The organism is Spongiivirga citrea, from assembly GCF_010671565.1.
GTDB lineage: Bacteria > Bacteroidota > Bacteroidia > Flavobacteriales > Flavobacteriaceae > Spongiivirga > Spongiivirga citrea.
On record NZ_JAABOQ010000002.1, the window covers coordinates 680,854 to 700,823 of the forward strand.

A 19,970-nucleotide genomic window follows, 5' to 3' on the forward strand; every position below is an offset into this window, starting at 1 on the left:
TATTTATATCAAGAAATTTTTAGAAGTCTATCACATTTAGAAAAAATAACTCCTGATTGATAATTATTAAACTCTTGTACATTATTATTACCCATTAACCAATTAACGTAAATAGCAGCTGTATTAATTCCTCCCTCATGAGAAAAAGGATATCCGCCACCAAATCTAGGGTTAAGTTCTAGAACATAAAGGTCTTTGCCTTTCCTAAATATATCGCAATCTAGCGTTCCTATATGCCCTAACTTCTCACCTATTTGACGCCCTATTTTATTAAAATCATCGCCCTTTACTGTCTTGGCTTTATCTGTTTCTCCGGAACGCATAAAAAGTTTTTCTCTTGCAAAAGATCCAAAGTATTTCCCTTCAAAATCATTAAGAATGTCCATTCCATATTCCGTTCCATCAATCTTTTCCTGTATCAACAATGCATTTTCTAACGAGTCATCACCAGACATAGCATTGTCATATGATTTTTCAATCTTAAGCAGCTGAAGCTTATGAATTAATTCAAGTTCTTCAATATTATCAGCAAAATCTATTCCTACAGATGCACTACCCCATCTAGGTTTTACAACCAAAGGAAACTTTAAGTCACCATTATTAATAGCTGTAATAGCAGATTCTAGGGAAATATAAGTTTTAGGGGATTTTAAGCCAATTTTTTCAATGAAATGATGAGTTTCCCATTTATCAAAAGAAATATTGATAACCTCTGGGCTCGATACAATTACTTTAACACCTGTAGATTCTATCTCTGCCTTATTCTTAGCAAGTATCGGTAACTCGAAATCATTAAGAGAGATGAGTGCATCTATTTTGTATTGAGAGATCGCTTTTTTAAGGCTATTGATATAATTATCATCATGAATACTGGGCATTATAATTGCATTATCCGCATCTACTAGAGCTGGCGCTGTATTTTGATTATCTGCTGCAAATACCAATCCTCCGTTTAATTCCTTTTTAAAGTAATTAATCAGATAATTTCTCCTACCTGCACAGGTAAAAAGGATGTTAGGCATAATCGTTTATTTTATAGTTAGTTAGTAGGCTATTAATATCCTGTTTATCACGAATAACCTCAATAGTACTGTCATTTTTGATAGAAATAATAGCTGGGATAAAATTGATGAAATTTGGAGTCTTAACAACGGTATAAGCTCCAATATTATCAATCTTTATAAAATCATTGGATTTTAGATTCTTAATCGAAACATCTTTTAAAACCACATCTTTCTCCATACAGGTCGTTCCAACAATGTCGTAAATTTCATTCAACTCACTGCTTTGTGTTTCTGGCTTATGAACTATTGAATGAGGAAGATTGTAGCTGTGCATTGTCGGTTTGACATTATACACCCCGCCTTCAATTAATGCAAAACGTTTGTCTTTAATCTTTTTAACGTCTAGTACCTTAGCAATATAAGAAAGTGAGTTTGAAACTACTGAAACACCGGGTTCCAAAATAATATGAGGACTATTTTTATTAAACCAGCTATTTCTTTTTAAAGTAGTTACAATGGTACTTGCATAGTCATCAAACGATGGTGTTTCCCTGTTAAGAAAACCCTTTGGCATTGGACCAAAAAAACCACCTCCAACGTTAAAATATTGGATGTCGTTTAGCTGGAAGGTATCTCTTACTTGACATAACGTTGTTGCTATGGTTTCAAAGTTTCTTAAACTACGATCGGAAGATGATGTATGTCCATGCAATGCGTAAATGGTAATATTCATGCTCCTAAGCCTGTCAATTACCTTAGCGAATTCTTCACCATAACAATCAAAACCGAAACGACCAATTTTTAGACCTTCCTGAATGACCGACTTTCCGTCATCTCCAACTAAAGACATGTTAATACGTAATCCTACAGCAATCTTTTTCTGCGGATGCGCCTTGCGTATCTCTTCTAAATATTGAACTTCTAATTCAGAATCCAGATTCACTATACTACCGTTAAGTATTGTTCTTTCCAGATCTTCTAGCCTTTTATAAGGACCATTGAAAATTATTTGATCAAATGAATATCCAAGTTTTAGAGCAAGTTCTAATTCCATATCAGAAACTACCTCCGCATACACGTCATTTTCTTTGGCTATTTGACAAAGCCTTGGTATATAGTTGGTTTTAAATGAGTAACCAATTATGATCTTTGGATAAAGCTTTTCAAACGCTACACGAAGATCCTTAATATTATCAAGGTAGTTCTTTTCGTTTAAAGCATAAAAAGAATTCCCAATTCTATTTGACAATCTTTCTAAGGTATTATAATCCATAATATCAACTAATTAACTCAATTTCAAACCCACTCGAAAGTTGTTACTTTCGTCCAGAATACTATTAACAAATTTCACTTTGTTTACTCGTTGTAATCAATAAGATTAATTTAAATAAGGGTATCCCTTATCAATTGATTGTATTTTCTTTGCGGGAATTCCCATTACTAAAGTTAGGCTTTCAACATCATTGAGCACCATGCTGCCAGAGCCTACAACAGTGTGATCCCCTATTGATATATTTTGTTTTATACTTACTCCTATTCCTATTGCGGTTGCCATTCCAATTTTCACACTACCCCCAAGCGTTACACCTGGTGCTAAACTCGAAAAACTCTTTAAAACACTATCATGACCAACGGAAGCTTTGGTATTTATTATACAACTATCCGCTATAATTGCATCACTATTGATTATAGTACCAGCCATAATGGCAACGCCATTTCCAATTTTCACTCCCTTTCCTATTATGGATGAGGGGTGGATTGCATTAATAAAATTAAATTCTGGAACAAGTTTAGTAACACGTTGATGCATTTGTAACCGATTCCAATTATCCCCAATTGCGATAATTCCTGCGTTAAAATTATACTCTTTACAAAGCCCCTGTAAGTTATCCTCCCTACCAATTACTTCATAGTCAAAAAGTCTTGTCCCTATTGGTTTATAGGAATCGACTAAACCAACAATAGTATATTCGCCAATTTGCTCCAGAATATCGACGATGACTTTGGCATGACCAGAAGCGCCAAAAATCGCGACGTTTATATTTTTATTAGAGAGCATAGACACTGGTCAAGTTAATTGTTTTAGTATGTGTTTAAACTTTTAATCGTTAGTACGATCATAAATTAGGTGATTTCCAAGTTTTGGTACTCCGTCAGAATTTGCTGCCAAACACCTTTTCGTTCATATCGATTAGTAATCATAACTCGTGCGTTGGCTTTCATCTCTTCAACTTCTTGTATTTTATTTACCATAAAACTCATTGCCTCAATCAAAGCAGCGGTATCCTTTACCGGAATAACCAGTCCGTTCTTTTTATGCTCAATTATTTCATTACATCCATTAATATTAGTAACAATACTGGGCAATTCCATAGCTCCTGCTTGCATTACCGTATTGGGAAAACCTTCCCTATAACTTGGAAATACTAAAAAATTAGATATTGCCAAATAAGGTCTGACATCATCTTGCCAATCTACCAAAATGATATTATCATTACCTTCTATCGAACGATCAGTCTCTGGCAATAAAGGATCTAACTCTCGTTCATGACTACCCACTAATAAAAGCTTGGCTTCATCACTATTTCTATTTAAATGATCAAAAGCCGCTACCATTTCGTTGAGCCCCTTATCAGCAACCAATCTTCCCAAAAACACAAATACCTTGTCGTTTTGACCAATCTTAAGCTCCGATTTTAATTTGTTTAATTCCTCATCGCTATATATTGATTTATCAAAAAAAGACGTGTCAATACCATTTGAACTTCCATTACCTATAACCTTAAGCTTCCTTTCTTTCGCAAAACGGAGCTTTTTGACAATCTCCATAAGACCATGAGAATTTGGATACACTTTGGTAGCGCACCAATATGTGACTCTTTCTACGATATTCAGTAGTGTACGTTTGGGCCCTGTTACAACCAGTAAAGGCAAACCAGCAATAGTATGCAGTCTGTTAGGAACTCTTGCCAGCCATGCTGCTAGCATGCCTATTGTACCTGCTTTTGGGGTATGACTATGGACGATAAAAGGCTTTTCCTTTTTAAGTATTTTATAGAGCGTATAAACAGCCTTCAAGTCTGTGAAGGGAGTAATCTTTCTGGTTAATGGAATAGCATAAGACCTCACATTAATTTCATTAGCATACCGTTCCAACTTTTCCTTATCGCTTGAAACAGCTATCATTTCATAATGATCGCTCATATACTCAAGTTGTCCGGTTAACAAACCAGACATTGAAATAGGGACTGTGGTGATACGAATTATTTTTTTCATAATAATGTTAACTTGGCCTTAAATCATCAAAAAGATTAGGCTTTTGAAGCAAGTTCCTTTTCTAATACCGCAACCAGATCTCCAACATTTTGCATGTTCATCAAATCCATTAACTGAAACTTAATTGAAAATAAGTTCTCTATTTCATTGATAATCATCATATGAGTGACAGAGTCCCACCCGTCAACATCATTGGCCGTTGTTTCATTTTGTAATTCAAAATTATTGTGTTCCAAAACTTTACTAAATGCTTCGGTAATCTTTAAGAGCAATTGTTCTTTATCCATTATTACAATTTAAAATATGTTCTTAATTTTTTTCTATCAATTTTTCCGTTAAGGCTATGGGGAAATTCCGCTATAAACTCAATATGAGAAGGGATCATATAGGGTGGCATTTGTTCTTTCAAATAATCCATTATATAATCTATTTCAAAATTGTTTGATTCAAATGCCAATGCAAGTTCAGCATTTTCCAACCTATTCAAAACATCGATTGCAACAACGTTCACCTTTTGTTTCATAACATTCTTTACGTGGTATTCAATCTCAGCAAGTTCTACCCTATAACCACGAATTTTAACTTGAAAGTCAGCACGGCCAACATACATAAAATCACCTGCTTCATCTTTAAAGCACAAGTCACCCGTTCGGTAATACTTTATGATCTCACCGTTCTTTTCATAATTAAAAAACACTTTCTTGTTTCTTTCCGGGTTTTTCCAGTAGCCTGGTGTTAATTGAATTCCTCCTAAACATAATTCACCTGTTATTCCATCAGAAACTTCTTTATTATTTTCATCTGCTACAAGATAATGGACATTTTTAAGAGGCGAGCCTGTTGAGATTATTCCATTATAAGACTTATTAGCCGTTTCTTTATGATAAGGGTAGTACCCCGAATATACCGTAAACTCAGTAGGACCATAATAATTGAATATCTGGCAATTTGGCAAACAGTTACTCCATTCTTTAGCTAGATCAAAATGTAGAGCACCACCACCAAAAGAACAATATCGAACAGAAGGAGCATTTATCTCTCCAAAGTAAGGCCGTAAATAATTAATTATTGAAGGCACCATTGTAAGAACACTAAGTCGTTGTTCTTTTATAAGTTTAAAAATGTACAAGTATTTAATAGCATCCTGTGGAATAGTATAAATTCCAGCACCCGCTAACAACGGAAATAAATAGGCTACAACAGAAAAATCAAAAGTAAGTTCAAACATTTGAAGACATCGATCATCGGGGGCCAAATTAAATGGTTCATCCGCATCTATTGCATCAACTAACCCTTGCATATTGGAATAGGTAATAGGTACTCCTTTAGGCAATCCTGTGGTTCCAGAGGTAAATAGTATATATGCCAGGTCCTTGCTAGGGTCTTCAACTGGTTTCAAAACGGACAAATCACTTTCATCACCTAGTTCAGCTGTATTAATTAGTTCAAATTGATTTAAACTTCCATCTGGCTTGGAATCTAGCACAAATGAGGTATCGGTTTGTCTGAAAACCTGTAAATTTCGTTCAGCAGGGTTTTTAGGATTTACAGGTACATAAGCCTTAGCCTCAAACCATAATGCCAAAATAGCGGCATAGCTTTCCAAATCATCATGAGTAACTAGACCTATCAATTTTTCATCATCCGGTATCTGAGAGCGTATTGAACCACGTATTCCTTCAATTTTATATAAGAATTGAGCATATGTATAATCAACCCCATTAATATGAAATGCAATTCGGTCCCTATAGTTTAGAATAGATGCTGCTAGTTGTTGTATAAACTTCATTACTTAACTCAATATCAATAATAATTACCGTCCTGCTCCTTCAAAATCAGCCCTTTAGTTTTTTCAATAATTGCATTGTGAGCAAGCGCTACTTTTTTCACCTTATGCGTAAAAGTTGTCTTGTAATTTTTTGTTAGTGCTTCACCCACTAACTCATTATCGGTAAAAATGTGGCTCGTTTTTAATTTAATCAAATGCAACATCAGTGCTGATAGATTCGTATCAAAATTTTGTTCGTTTGAAACAAAGTACTTTAAATAAATCTCACCTCCATGATCAGAGAAACAAATAAACCCAATTAGATCACCCTCACTTATAACTTTAAAAGTATGCAAATCCATCACCGGAGCATAATCCCTTAACTGCACTTTTTCATACACTTTATCAAATAACGGAGTTGTTAGGTATTGATCTGTAGAAAACTGCCAGTTTAAATAGTCTTTAGTTTTTAGAATAAGGTCATCTTCGCAATTGGAAATTAGCCATTCCTCAATTTCTCGATCTAATTGGTTAATATATTCAAACTTAAGGTTACCACCCTGACTTATCGCTTTTTTCTTGTTTAGTTTGCGGTTTCTCGAACTAATTAACCTATCAATAGCTTTGACCAAAAACTTGGCATACTTTGCAAATTTTATTTTACGAACCACAAGATCCGGGTTCAATCCGAAAAAAACCGCATGTCTCATTCTGGTATGCAATTCAGAAAATGGTTGCTTATCGTAAAAGTGCTTAATGTGTTCAGCGTAAAATTTGATCAAAATATTATCACCAGCCAAACGCATACCCTCCATAAAAATATAGGTGCTTAGAACCGAATTTTGATATGCGGGTACCACCCACCATTCAATCATCCAATATACCTTTGTCCTATTTGGATCATTAAGTATATCGGGAAGCATATATACAAAAGCGATCATCTTGTCATTTTCTAGCCCCACTAACAAACAATAGTCATCTTCCTTAAGTCTTGGGCTTTCTAGTATCCAACATGCGCGATTTTTACTTATGGGAGCATTTTTACCCGGCCCCCAATAAGTACTATTTGCAACAGCCTGTCGCAAATCACGTTTTGTTAATATGTCTACTTTAACGTTCTTACCCATTTATGGGAATTGATTATAAGATTCTACTTTTTATTTAAACTTTAACCTCAGCTGCTTTCGGTCAATTTTCCCATTACTATTCATTGGAAAATCATTAAAAAAAGCATGTCTTGTAGGAACCATGTAGGATGGAACTTTTGTTCTCATTTTAGATAACAAGTCTCCCATTTCAAAAGGCTGCCCTACAAACCCAACTCCTATCTCAGTATTACCTAAACTATTTTCAACGTCAATAGCAATTACATCTACCAGATTTGTAATCTGCTTTATATGAAATTCTATTTCTGCTAATTCTACTCGATAACCTCTTACTTTAACCTGAAAATCTTTTCTACCAACAAATAAAAAATCTCCTTCATTATCACGATAACATAAATCTCCGGTTTTGTAATATCTTTTTAGTTCGCCCGATTCATGCTTACAATCAAAAAAAACACTAGTATTCAACATGTCATTCATCCAATAACCACCGGTTAGCTGAGGCCCCGAAATACAAAGCTCTCCTTCCTTCCCATTTTCCAGCATATTGTTACTTTCATCAACTATAATGCAGTCGAGTTTAGGCCAGGGTTTGCCTATAGAGACGATACCGTTGTATGTTTTAGGCTGATTTTTCGATATATAATAACGATGACTACATACCGTACTTTCGGTTGGTCCGTAATGGTTAACAATTATACTGTTTGGAATACACTTTCGCCATTCCGAAAGTATGTCATCAAATAACTTTCCCCCACCAAAAATACAGTACCGTACCTGCTTGGCAAGTATTTGATCAAAATAGGGGCGCAGGTAATGAATGATGGAGGGTACCATTTTAAGAACGGTAAGCTCATATCTGTTAAGCAACTTTAAAATTTGGAAGTACTTAATGCTACCAGGGTCTACAGTATACAGACATGCCCCCGCTAACATTGCCGGAAGTATAGCAGTTAATGAAGCGTCAAAGGTAAGATCATACATTTGTAAACAGCGATCATTATCTTGAATACTAAAATTATCATCAGTTCCCAATCCATTAATCAATGCATCGACATTGCCAAATGAGATGGGAATACCCTTTGGTTTTCCTGTACTACCACTGGTAAACAATACATAGGCATGATTGATTGAGTCAATATTTTCGAAAGTTGTGGAAAAACTTCCCGATACAACTGTATTTGAATATTCGTCATTGGTGCATACTAACTCTATTCCCTCAAAATCAGCCCCATTAGTCTGCGTGTCAAATATTGCTCTCGCTCCAATCTTATTTAATGTCTCCAAATTCCTAGATATAGGAGCTGCAGGATTTATAGGGACGTAAGCTTTACCTTCAAACCATAGTGCGAAAATGGAAGCATAGGTCGTAAGGTCATCTCGTAAAACCAAACCAACATACTGATGCTCGAAACCAATCTTTTGCTGAATAATATTCCTGATCGACTCAATTGCATTATTAAGCTCTTCATAGCTATACATTGTATCCTGAATACAAAACGCATTCCGTGCTGCATTAGTGATAAATGAGTTATATAGTGAGTTTAAGAATTTCATCAAAGTTGATTATGAAAAATGGCCGTCTTGTTCGTTAATTTTTAAATTGGTATCTGAAAGATCTAAATCTTTATGTATTAATGAATATAAGGTTCTTTTGCTGCTAAAAATGTTGACATATGACTTCAACAATTTACTTCCTAATTCGTCATTCTCAGTATGAATTATTTTGCATCCGCTATGGGTAAAATGCTCCATCAACGCTCCCATACATTCTTCATAACAACCGGTTGCGGTTATAAAGTATTTAATAATAAACTCAGACTCTCTTTCGAGGTATGATACAAAACCTATGACCTTATCCTGTTGAATGATACTAAAACTAACGATTCCTATATTAGAAAAAGCGCCCCCAATTAAACAATTAGAAACATATTTTTTAGGGAGTGGCGTATTGGTATATTGTTGATTGCTTAACTGCCAATTAACGTAGACCTTATCTTTTAAGATCAAATCCTCATCGCAATTAGACTTCAAAAAATCCCATGTTAACTCATCGAGTTGATTTAGGTACTGATAATTAAGCTTCTTAGTTTTAGATATTGCTCGTCTTTTATTGACACTTTTTGTAAATGAAAGCGAAATTTGATCGATGATCTTTAATGGAAACTTCAACATTTTCAAAAATGAAAATCGACTTAACAACAAACCAACATCTGCATTATACATAATGAAAAAACGTGTACGATGCCCAAACTTTCGAAATGGTTGTTTCTCGTAGTATGCCTCGGTAGCTTTTCCCAGAAATTTAACTATGATCTTATTCGAGGTTATTCGAGCTACTTCATTTTTTAAATATGATGAGATTATAGTATCCTTATGACTACTAGCTACCCACCATTTATCACTCCAATAAACTTTTTGCTTCCCTTTCGAAGAATTCATTATATCCGGCATCAGGTATACAAAACAAACTAATACACCATTTTCGTAAGCCAAAAAAGCAACTAAATCTTCTTCATCAATTCTTTCATTTTTTAGCACCCAACTTGCTTTACTTTTTGCAAAGGGTATTAAGTAATGTCCTTCCCAAAGTTCATTGGTTTCCAAAAACTCTCTAAGCTTTGATTTAGTAACTAATACAGTATTCATTTGCTTACTCATCGGTATTAGTTATTGCTTAGGCTTCGCCTTCGATTTCTTTATTTTGTCTTTCTTCATCAAGGTAGCCCATCGCTAAAAATGCATCAACCGAAACATCTTTTGATGTAATCACATTCTTAATTGTAGTAAGTACTATTTTAACGTCCATTAAAAAGGACAGGTTTTTTACATAAAATGCGTCTTTAGCAAGACGCTCATCCCAGTTTAGAAAGTTTCGGCCTGATACCTGCGCCAATCCAGTTATTCCCGGTCTGATCGAATGTCTAGTTTTTTCTTCTTGGGTATAGTAAGGAAGATATCTTATAAGAAGCGGTCTAGGGCCTATAAAACTCATATCGCCCTTGAGTACATTAAAAAGTTGAGGTAACTCATCTAATGAAGTTTTCCTGATAAATTTACCAATTTTTGTAAGCCGTGTATGATCTGGTAATAATTCACCGTTTTCATCTTTTTCATCAGTCATTGACTTAAATTTTACAACGGAAAATATCTCTTCATTTTTCCCTGGCCTACGTTGCGTAAAAAAAGGAGTCCCCTTAATAGCAAAAATCAATACTACAGAAACTACAAGTAAGATAGGAGAAAACACGATTAATAACACTAGTGCTCCTAAAATATCTATTAATCTTTTTATAAAAAGTTTGTACATTTTGTTCTTTTACAAAAGCTGCGGCATAATTACCACTATTAAAACTCTTTGAGGATTTTAGTAGATAAAACTACATTTTTTCTTGACTAAAAGATATTGCAAGTTTTATTGGAGATTTAATCAATCAACCGTAATGCGATGTGTACTTTTTTTACCAACCAAAATAAACGTTTTATCATCATTTGATTCTTGATACAAAGCTATATCGGCTACATGTTCAGTTTTAGAATACAAATAGTCATAGACCGACTTTTTCAAATATGAAAAGGCCTTATGATCTAAATCAAGTTTTTTTAGTGTACTCACATCTACATTATCCAAGGGCACCATGGATATTTTGAAAACAGGCGCAGCGCTTTTTTTATTTCTGGATTTATATTTCTTATAACGAACGTAAAACAGTTTATACGCTAACTCTTTGGACCAAACAACAAAGTATTGTTTTCTTGCCTTCAATAATGCAATTAAAGATTTTTTAGGGTACAAAATCTGGTGTTTAAATTGATAGATATGATTGCACCATTCTCGCTTGTAACTTAAATCCCCCATTCCCATCTCGTAGACATTATGATCATTATCAATACACCATTTTAACTTATTGTAGATCTCAACACTCCCTAAACTAAACTTTTCAAAATCAATATCGTAAGCAGAGATTGAACTAAACATCTTGTTTTGATAATGGTAGTTTAGTGATATTACAATTGGTATATCGTTTTGTGTGATTAAAAAAAGTGAAGCCTTTTTTGAATTGATTAAATCGAAAAAAAGTTGTTTCAACCGATCCCATTTTAATAAGGCTTGATTTGTATCATTGCGTTGTATAAATCTTCTTTCGAGCATATACTTGGCCATATCAATGAGCTTGTCATACGTTGATCTTTCGATATTCCCATAAAACATCTCATACTTAATGTCAAAACAAGATTCCAGCCTTCGAACCCGCTTGCGTATGCTTTTTGCATTTTTCTTAAAACGTTGCTTAATATAATCTTCGGCATTTTCCGAATCCCTAAGAAAAATAGCATACCCCTTAAAAAACTGTGTGACCTCTTTTACTGATAGAAGTTTATTATCAAAACCAGGAGCTAGGTAATCTGGAATAAAAAAGATGTTGTGAAAATGGCTCCGTTGTAATAAAAGTTTTTCATCATAATTATCGTTATTAATTATTTGATCATCTTGACTACTATTGAGATGTGTAAAGGGTTCAGGAATAGCATTCTTTTCGAATATTTCAAAAAAGAAATCGGCGTTTTTTCTATGCATTTATATCATATAGTTCGTGCAAAACTATGTATGTTTCTTCAAAAAAAAGAAAAAAGCTAAAAAGCAACTAATATTAACGATTAAGAACAATTGTCTTGACATATACTTTCTGTGATGAAAGCTCTTTTAATTCAACAACATAAATTCCATTAACTAAATCAGGGTTTAATACTAATTGATACATATTATTTGTAATTGAAATATTTTTATTGAGTATCAAATTTCCAGATATACCAAATAATGCAATCTCATGGTCACCATTTGCAGTATCCCTAATTGAGATGGTATTTCCTTCATAAAGTGGAACCGGAGCCACAATAATATTATCGGGATCTATATCATTATTTTCTGCGGGACCATCTAAAATTGTACCTATTGCAGTAGCATCTATATTTGATATTACCCCTTGTTCAACTGAAATAATACCAATGGTGAACGTTTCATTTTCTTCTACCTCATTATCTGTAAATGTCGGTATACTTAATTCGGCCTCCTGCGCTCCAGCAGCAATTGTTACTAAAATTGCCTGATTATCAAAATCTAAGTTATTAGTTTCATTATTTGTAAATCCGAAGTTTAACCTAATATCTTCAGAATAGGTTTTATCAATACTCATCGAAATTTGAATTGGAGAGCCCTCAACTGCACTTCCATCTGTTAAACTTATAACCGGCGCTGCATCATTGTCAATAATTGTCGCTTCCCCTATTCCATCTTGTATTGTGACTCCATTACTAGTTGGGTTAGATAATTCAATGGTGAATTGCTCAGTGCCTTCCACTAAATTATCATCTATACTACTTATATTAATTGATAAAGTTTCACCATTTATACCCGAAAAACTCAATAAACCATTAGAAATCTCATAGTCTTCATCGGCAGTTGCAGAGCCATTTATAGCTTGATAGTTTATTGAAAAACCGCCATCAATCTGACCAATAAAGGTAACTGCAAAACTGAGCTGCTCTCCTTCAATAGCCGAAACATCATTAATTGAAATTGAGCCGCTTCCTCCAGCTGTATCGTTATCAACTAACGTTACTATACTTTCTCCATCGACAATTATGACATCATTACTTGTAGCATTTGAAAGAGCAACCGAAAAACTCTCGGTATTCTCCACTATTCCGTCATCCGTTGTATTGATGATAATTTGTTGGGCTTCATCTGCATTTCCAACAAAAGTCAAAGTTCCTGAAGACGCCTCATAGTCCTGGCCACTAATAGCTGTAACATCCTGAGTCGTAAAATCTACCGTAAAGCCTCCTGTTATTTCTAATGATGAAGTCACTTGTAAAATGGCTTGTTCTCCCTCAATTACCGTAATATCGCTTATATTTATTTCACTACTACTAACAGTATCGTTGTCGTTAATTGTTCCTACACCCTGACCATCAGTTATTGAAGCAAGGTTGGTATTTAGATTTGAGAGATTGACAAAAAACTGTTCTGTATTTTCAACTGCGGTGTCATCACTTGTCGTTATAGAAATAGTTTGGGTTTCTCCATTAGTACCCGCGAAAGATAGTGAACCTGATACTTGAGTATAATCCTCACCCGAAATTGCTGTATTATCAGCTGTGGTAAAATCAACATTAAACCCTCCGGAAACACTTCCATTAAGATTAACTGTAAAAACAAGGTTTTCTCCTTCGGCTACAGTAATATCATTTATTGAAATACTGGCATCATTATCAGTAATGGTACCAAAACCCTGGATCTTAGCTAAATTAACCGATGTATTAGACAGGTTACTCAGGGTAACTATTAGCCCTTCTGCAGATTCTGCTACTGAATCGTCGTTTGTATTAATGGTAATACGCTGCACCTCTCCTGCTGTGCCTGCAAACGTTAAAGTTCCGCTTGAAGCAGTGTAATCTGCTCCAGCGTCGGCTCCGTCATCAGAAGTTACGAAATCTACAGTAAACCCACCTGAAACCGCATTATCTAAAATCACTTCAAAAATCAAATCTTCACCTTCTACAGAAGTTTCATCGCTTATTGTGATGCTCGACGTTACGCTATCATTATCGTTAATTGTTCCTACACCCTGAGGGTCATCGATTGACACTCCCGTATTGGATATGTTGCTTAGATTCACAAAAAACTGTTCTGTAGATTCAGAATCGGTATCATCAGTGGTATTAACTGTTATTGTTTGCTGTTCTCCGGCTGTTCCCGTAAACGTGAGTGTTCCACTATTTGCAGTATAATCAACCCCGGAAACGGCTGTATTATTAGCGGTAGTAAAATCAACAGTAAAGCCTCCCGATGCATCACTATCCAAGGTTACCGTAAAGACGGCATTAGCACCTTCCTCAACAGAAACATTATTAATTGTTATACTTGGTAAGGAAGCAGCAGTATTTTTCACCAGTACTACCCAATCTGCACTTGTATTGGATGGAGGTGACCCTAAATTAGCTTCAGTTCCGTTTGAAACAACACTAGTTATATTTCCGTTTTGTAAATCCCCTCCATTCCTTGGGTCAAACCATTGCACAGTAAACGTATCTCCGGTATTACCCAAGTCAAGGTTTGTTGTTCCCGAAGCACTTGCTAGATATATAGCGTAGGTATCGTTAGTCTTCACAAATGCAAGATTACCAGTACCATTTATTACTGAATTGTCACTTGTCATCTCGGTGAAAGGAAGTCTATTCATAAACTCTAATCCATACCGACAATAATCCCAAACATTTGACAACACACCACTTGACCAATCTGCTAAGGTTAGGTCCTGACCACTAACATATACTTCGATTCCATATCCACCAGCAAAATAAGTTCCATAAATTTTTTCCTCTCGAAATGCCTGATTGTCAGTAGCACCAGCGCCAGTTTCATCCGAACTAATTACCCATTGTTTACCAGCATTTCCAGATTGATCAATCCAATGTTTAACCCTATCGTTAATTGCATTCCTAGCACTTTGTAAGGACACACCTGTTAAGGTAGAATTATTTCCTAATAGCGGATTGTACAACGCATCTTGTTGTGCATTTGAACCCTTGCTGTGTACAACTCTTAAATGATTATATGGATCAATATCGGCAACATATTGCAATTGAGCTATCCTCTCGGGTGAATCAACTGCATTCTGAGGGCTCTGCGCGGTATTTCCTTCGTTTTCTTCTCCCATATTCCAATTCAATACCAAATGATGGCCAAATCTTGCAACCAATTCACGGTAATACAACTTTCTCTCTCTTCCTAAAAAACCTCCTGGATTCGATGGATCTTCATCCAATTGACCCGCATTCTCTTGTTCTTGAGTTTTAAAATGTAAAAAAACTCCTTTTGCTTGTGCATATGAAAATACGATATCCCATTGGGCAGTACGACTCACATCATAATGCGTATAATCAGGAATAGGACCTCCCGCCTGTTGACCTGAGCCGGGCACATCTACATTCATTGTTACATCTTTAGTATCACCACGAACCTTATTCATTGTCAAAAAACTAATCGCATTCAGCCCCTTTACATCGGCTATATAGTTTACCGCACCTATAATACTTCTACCTCTAGTCCCCTGCCATTGAGGATCTCCGGTTTGCCATAATGACAAATGTGCATCCCAGTCTTTTATCCTATTTGGAGCAGCATAGTGATAGACTTCATCGAATTCGTCATATGCCAAGAAGTTTTCAGGACTATCGGGTCCTGCTTTAATAAAGTACTCACCAGTTTCAGTAAATCTGGGATACCTTGAGCCATCATACTGAAGCCTTCCCTTTCCCCTAAAATCTTTGCCGGTTTTATCTGTAGTGGTAACAACAAAGCTCCCCGATTGTCCATCAATCGCTCCTGAGGTGCCATCGTTTATACTGCTAGGATAAATAACTGCAACATCAGTTCCTTCTCTAAACGAAGTGGTATAGGTCCAAGTACCTATCTCATCAGGAGAAAATTTCACATGCCATTTATCGCCAGTAGTGGCACTCGTTTCTGCCGCATTTCCATCGGCAGCAAAATATCCTGGTACTTTGTAAGTCTGGTTAGATGGTCCTGTGAACGTTACATCGAGGCGCCTGTCGATAAATGGATTAGGAGTTCCTGTTTCTGAGTACGTTGCATCATCAGTGAATTCAATTGTCACAGTGTGCCATTTTTTCAATTCTCCAGAAATACTCTGGGAATTACATGGGATAAACCAAGATAGACAAATCAAAAAAAAGAAAAAAGAAGTAGGTCTCATGGTTTTCTTTTGGTATGAAGTTCAGATAAATATACTAATAATACGTTGGACATTGCTTTTGAGATCATTAGCCAAGTAAATAATTGCGTACAATTATTGTAGTTGTATTTAGTATTATAACTAAAAAACTCCCTACAAATTATTTGACTGCAGGGAGTTTTATATTTTTATTCTTACTTCATCAATGCCTAATTATAATCCTTCGGCTTTTGACAACATCTTTAAAACTAGCATTCATAATGTACATGCCAGACTCCAAATCGTATACAGGAAGTCGATACACCCCGTCGGTAATTTCTAGATTATTAGTATCTATTTTTTTGATAACTCGGCCATTAATATCATATACCATTAGTAATTCAGGTGTTGGACCGCCAATTTCAACATTCAAATACTGATCTGCAGGATTGGGATATAGCTTAAACTCAAATCGCTGTTCACTACTCAATTCTGAACTAGTAACTGAGGTTGTATTGGACGAAGCTCTTGATGTTGTTAAGGTTTCACCCATAATCTCTATCGCGTTAATTAACGGATTCTCAACCTCGTGACCAAATGAAATATTAAGTGCACCATCGGTTACGGTAACAGGATATGATAGCATACCGGCGACTTTATGCCCAAAATACTGCACTAAATCAAGATTATCTTCCACTACTATTCCTTCCAACAAAATATCAAACACACGATCTCCTACGGCGCTGGTACCACCATAGTTGTTTCCTAAGAACAAGTTAACAGTATAGTCACCATCGGCCAACGGAACCACAAACTCCATCTCTTCTCCAGAAGACACATCAAAACGCTCTCTATTAAATAGCCCTCCAAAAACACTCTCATCAACATATGTTGGGATTGAAGCATCACGACTCGCATATTGAAGGTTACTATTTACATTGATTCCAGTATTCACAGAATAACCAGTACCCTGATATTCGTTATTCACTGGGTTAGACTCCCAATCAGGACCACCATCACTTGCTGGAACTGTTGAAAAACTACCTACACTAATACGCACTAATGGCTGCGATTGTGACGTACTTGTCAATACCGCACTTAAAGGAATATTAATGGGCGAATTATCTCCGCTGTGGGTCAAGGCAATAGTTGCTGATTTGCTACCCGTTAATCCATCTGGAACAAAGGTTACTGGAATGTTAATACTAGCTTGACCACTAATTGTCAAAGGAAGAGTAGAGCTATGACTAAACATTGATGCATTCACACCAGAAATAACAATTCCCGTAATTGTGATATCATCACCAGAAGTACTCTCGTTAAATGCATTGAAACTTAATTGGGCGGCACTACCGTTAATCGGTAACTGTCCAAAATCTAAACTTACAGGATTCACGCTCAATGTCGGTGGTAAAGGGTCAGTAACATCTATAGTTATAGTAGTAGTACTACTTAAACCTCCTCCATCTACTACCGTTAATGAAACAGCATAACTCCCGGCTGTAGTGAATGTATGTAAAGGGTCAGCCGCTGTAGAAGTTGAACCATCCTGAAAATTCCAACTATACGATGTAATACCCACATCATCAGTAGAATTACTCCCCGTAAAACTAACCTCTAATGGAACAGTACCGCTCAATGGGGTAGCAGAAGCAATAGCAACAGGGGGCTCGTTGGGAGGAAGATCATTATCTATAATAGTTCCTATTCCTTGTGCATCTAATAATTTGACTAGCGGATTACTAATATTACTCAAATCAACAAAATATGTTTCATTGTTTTCATCAACAACGTCATCAATAATCGTCACTTCAATCAATTGTGTTTCGCCACTAGTTCCAACAAAAGTTAAAGTACCATTAGTCGCTTCAAAGTCTTCATTTACATTTGCAGTATTTGCTACCGTTTGATAATCAATTGTAAATCCATTTTGAACATCATTGACAAGTGTCACAACAAATGAAGCACTACCAATATCCTCATTCAAACTTACATCATTGATGGATACATTAGCAGAATCATCATCTAGAATAGTTGCCGTTCCTTGCGCATCTGCGATAGTTACTAGCGAGTTACTCAGGTTTCCAAGATTCAAGTGAAACACAACAGATTGACCTACTTGTTGATCATCAATAACTGGAACTGAAACTGTCAAAGTCTCTCCATTTTGACCAGTAAAATTTAACGTTCCATTGGTTTGTATATAATCAGCAGGAGCTATTGCGGTATCATCTGCCGTAGCATAATCAACCGTAAAGCCGTTTTGAACATTTCCAATTAATTGAACTGTAAATACAGCTTCATTACCATTCTCTGCAACCGTTACATCATTTACATTTACAGATGCATTATCGTTATCGGTTATAGTCGCCTCTCCTAGATTATCATTTATCAATACTAAGTTGCTACTAGGATTGGAAAGGTTCAAGAAAAATGACTCACTTGATTCCAAAATGTTATCATCACTAATTGGAACACTGACTGACTGACTTTCTCCATTTATTCCTGCAAAGTTTAATGTTCCAGAAGTAATAGTAAAATCAGTAGAACCTACCGCAGTCCCGTTTTGTGTTGTATAACTCAAAGAAAAGCCACCTGAAACGGCGCCTGTTAAAGTAACATTGAAAGTTGCTATACCTCCTCCTTCATTAAAAGTAATATCATTTATATCAATAATGCCCGGATCACTTACTACTATCGATATTGTAGTTGTATCTGTTAAACCTTCTTCGTCGGTAACTGTAAGATCAACGTCATAAGTACCGATAGTGGCAAACGTATGTGTTGGATTGGCCAAACTTGATGTATTACCATCTTTGAAGTCCCATAAATAGTTGGTTACTCCGACATCATCAGTGGAATTAACGCCCGTAAAACTAACCTCTAATGGAGCAAGTCCTAATACTGTAGAAGCACTTCCTATGGCTACTGGAGCCTGATTACCTATTTCACCTTCATAGAGAACTTCGATCGCATTAATTAACGGATTCTCTACCTCATGACCAAATGAAATATTAAGTGCACCATCGGTTACAGTAACCGGATATGATAGCATACCGGCCACACGATGTCCAAAAGCAGTTATCAAATCAAGATTATCTTCCACTACTACTCCTTCCAACAAAATATCAAACACACGATCTCCTACGGCGCTGGTACCACCATAGTTGTTTCCTAAGAACAAGTTAACAGTATAGTCACCATCGGCCAACGGAACCACAAACTCCATCTCTTCTCCAGAAGACACATCAAAACGCTCTCTATTAAATAGCCCTCCAAAAACACTCTCATCAACATATGTTGGGATTGAAGCATCACGACTCGCATATTGAAGGTTACTATTTACATTGATTCCAGTATTCACAGAATAACCAGTACCCTGATATTCGTTATTCACTGGGTTAGACTCCCAATCAGGACCACCATCACTTGCTGGAACTGTTGAAAAACTACCTACACTAATACGCACTAATGGCTGCGATTGTGACGTACTTGTCAATACCGCACTTAAAGGAATATTAATGGGCGAATTATCTCCGCTGTGGGTCAAGGCAATAGTTGCTGATTTGCTACCCGTTAATCCATCTGGAACAAAGGTTACTGGAATGTTAATACTAGCTTGACCACTAATTGTCAAAGGAAGAGTAGAGCTATGACTAAACATTGATGCATTCACACCAGAAATAACAATTCCCGTAATTGTGATATCATCACCAGAAGTACTCTCGTTAAATGCATTGAAACTTAATTGGGCGGCACTACCGTTAATCGGTAACTGTCCAAAATCTAAACTTACAGGATTCACGCTCAATGTCGGTGGTAAAGGGTCAGTAACATCTATAGTTATAGTAGTAGTACTACTTAAACCTCCTCCATCTACTACCGTTAATGAAACAGCATAACTCCCGGCTGTAGTGAATGTATGTAAAGGGTCAGCCGCTGTAGAAGTTGAACCATCCTGAAAATTCCAACTATACGATGTAATACCCACATCATCAGTAGAATTACTCCCCGTAAAACTAACCTCTAATGGAACAGTACCGCTCAATGGGGTAGCAGAAGCAATAGCAACAGGGGG

Annotated in this window: 13 protein-coding genes; all 13 read right to left on the minus strand. The window is 36.0% G+C overall.

The window, feature by feature from the left end:
* Window positions 1–8: 8 nt before the first annotated feature.
* Window positions 9–1,022, minus strand: coding sequence for an ATP-grasp domain-containing protein (locus GWK10_RS06615; RefSeq protein WP_164030495.1), 1,014 nt, complete (start codon window positions 1,020–1,022; stop codon window positions 9–11).
* Window positions 1,015–2,277 (minus strand): type III PLP-dependent enzyme domain-containing protein, encoded by a 1,263-nt coding sequence (locus GWK10_RS06620; protein WP_164030498.1) that lies wholly within the window; start codon window positions 2,275–2,277, stop codon window positions 1,015–1,017. The genes GWK10_RS06615 and GWK10_RS06620 overlap by 8 nt, the downstream gene beginning before the upstream one ends.
* A gap of 105 nt (window positions 2,278–2,382) precedes the next feature.
* Window positions 2,383–3,063 (minus strand): acetyltransferase, encoded by a 681-nt coding sequence (locus tag GWK10_RS06625; RefSeq protein ID WP_164030502.1) that lies wholly within the window; start codon window positions 3,061–3,063, stop codon window positions 2,383–2,385.
* Between the two features lie 65 nt (window positions 3,064–3,128).
* Window positions 3,129–4,280 (minus strand): glycosyltransferase family 4 protein, encoded by a 1,152-nt coding sequence (locus tag GWK10_RS06630; RefSeq protein WP_164030505.1) that lies wholly within the window; start codon window positions 4,278–4,280, stop codon window positions 3,129–3,131.
* A 35-nt stretch (window positions 4,281–4,315) separates the two neighbouring features.
* Window positions 4,316–4,567, minus strand: a complete 252-nt coding sequence (locus GWK10_RS06635) for an acyl carrier protein (RefSeq protein WP_164030509.1) — start codon at window positions 4,565–4,567, stop codon at window positions 4,316–4,318.
* Window positions 4,568–4,569: 2 nt separating this feature from the next.
* On the minus strand, window positions 4,570–6,069 hold the full coding sequence (locus GWK10_RS06640) for an AMP-binding protein (protein ID WP_164030512.1): 1,500 nt from the start codon (window positions 6,067–6,069) through the stop codon (window positions 4,570–4,572).
* 14 nt (window positions 6,070–6,083) lie between these two features.
* Window positions 6,084–7,175, minus strand: a complete 1,092-nt coding sequence (locus GWK10_RS06645) for a hypothetical protein (protein WP_164030514.1) — start codon at window positions 7,173–7,175, stop codon at window positions 6,084–6,086.
* Window positions 7,176–7,205: 30 nt separating this feature from the next.
* Window positions 7,206–8,711 carry an AMP-binding protein gene (locus tag GWK10_RS06650; RefSeq protein ID WP_164030517.1) on the minus strand — a complete coding sequence of 502 codons (1,506 nt, stop codon included), beginning with the start codon at window positions 8,709–8,711 and terminating at the stop codon, window positions 7,206–7,208.
* Between the two features lie 9 nt (window positions 8,712–8,720).
* Window positions 8,721–9,815 carry a hypothetical protein gene (locus GWK10_RS06655; protein ID WP_164030519.1) on the minus strand — a complete coding sequence of 365 codons (1,095 nt, stop codon included), beginning with the start codon at window positions 9,813–9,815 and terminating at the stop codon, window positions 8,721–8,723.
* Between the two features lie 16 nt (window positions 9,816–9,831).
* The gene (locus GWK10_RS06660; RefSeq protein ID WP_164030521.1) at window positions 9,832–10,464 is read right to left on the minus strand and encodes a sugar transferase; all 633 of its coding nucleotides are present in this window, start codon (window positions 10,462–10,464) and stop codon (window positions 9,832–9,834) included.
* Between the two features lie 120 nt (window positions 10,465–10,584).
* Window positions 10,585–11,733, minus strand: a complete 1,149-nt coding sequence (locus GWK10_RS06665) for a GNAT family N-acetyltransferase (protein WP_164030524.1) — start codon at window positions 11,731–11,733, stop codon at window positions 10,585–10,587.
* A gap of 73 nt (window positions 11,734–11,806) precedes the next feature.
* Window positions 11,807–15,934 carry a Calx-beta domain-containing protein gene (locus GWK10_RS06670; protein WP_239540715.1) on the minus strand — a complete coding sequence of 1,376 codons (4,128 nt, stop codon included), beginning with the start codon at window positions 15,932–15,934 and terminating at the stop codon, window positions 11,807–11,809.
* A gap of 181 nt (window positions 15,935–16,115) precedes the next feature.
* A partial coding sequence (locus tag GWK10_RS06675) for a PKD domain-containing protein (RefSeq protein ID WP_164030530.1) occupies window positions 16,116–19,970 on the minus strand: 3,855 nt, incomplete at its 5' end.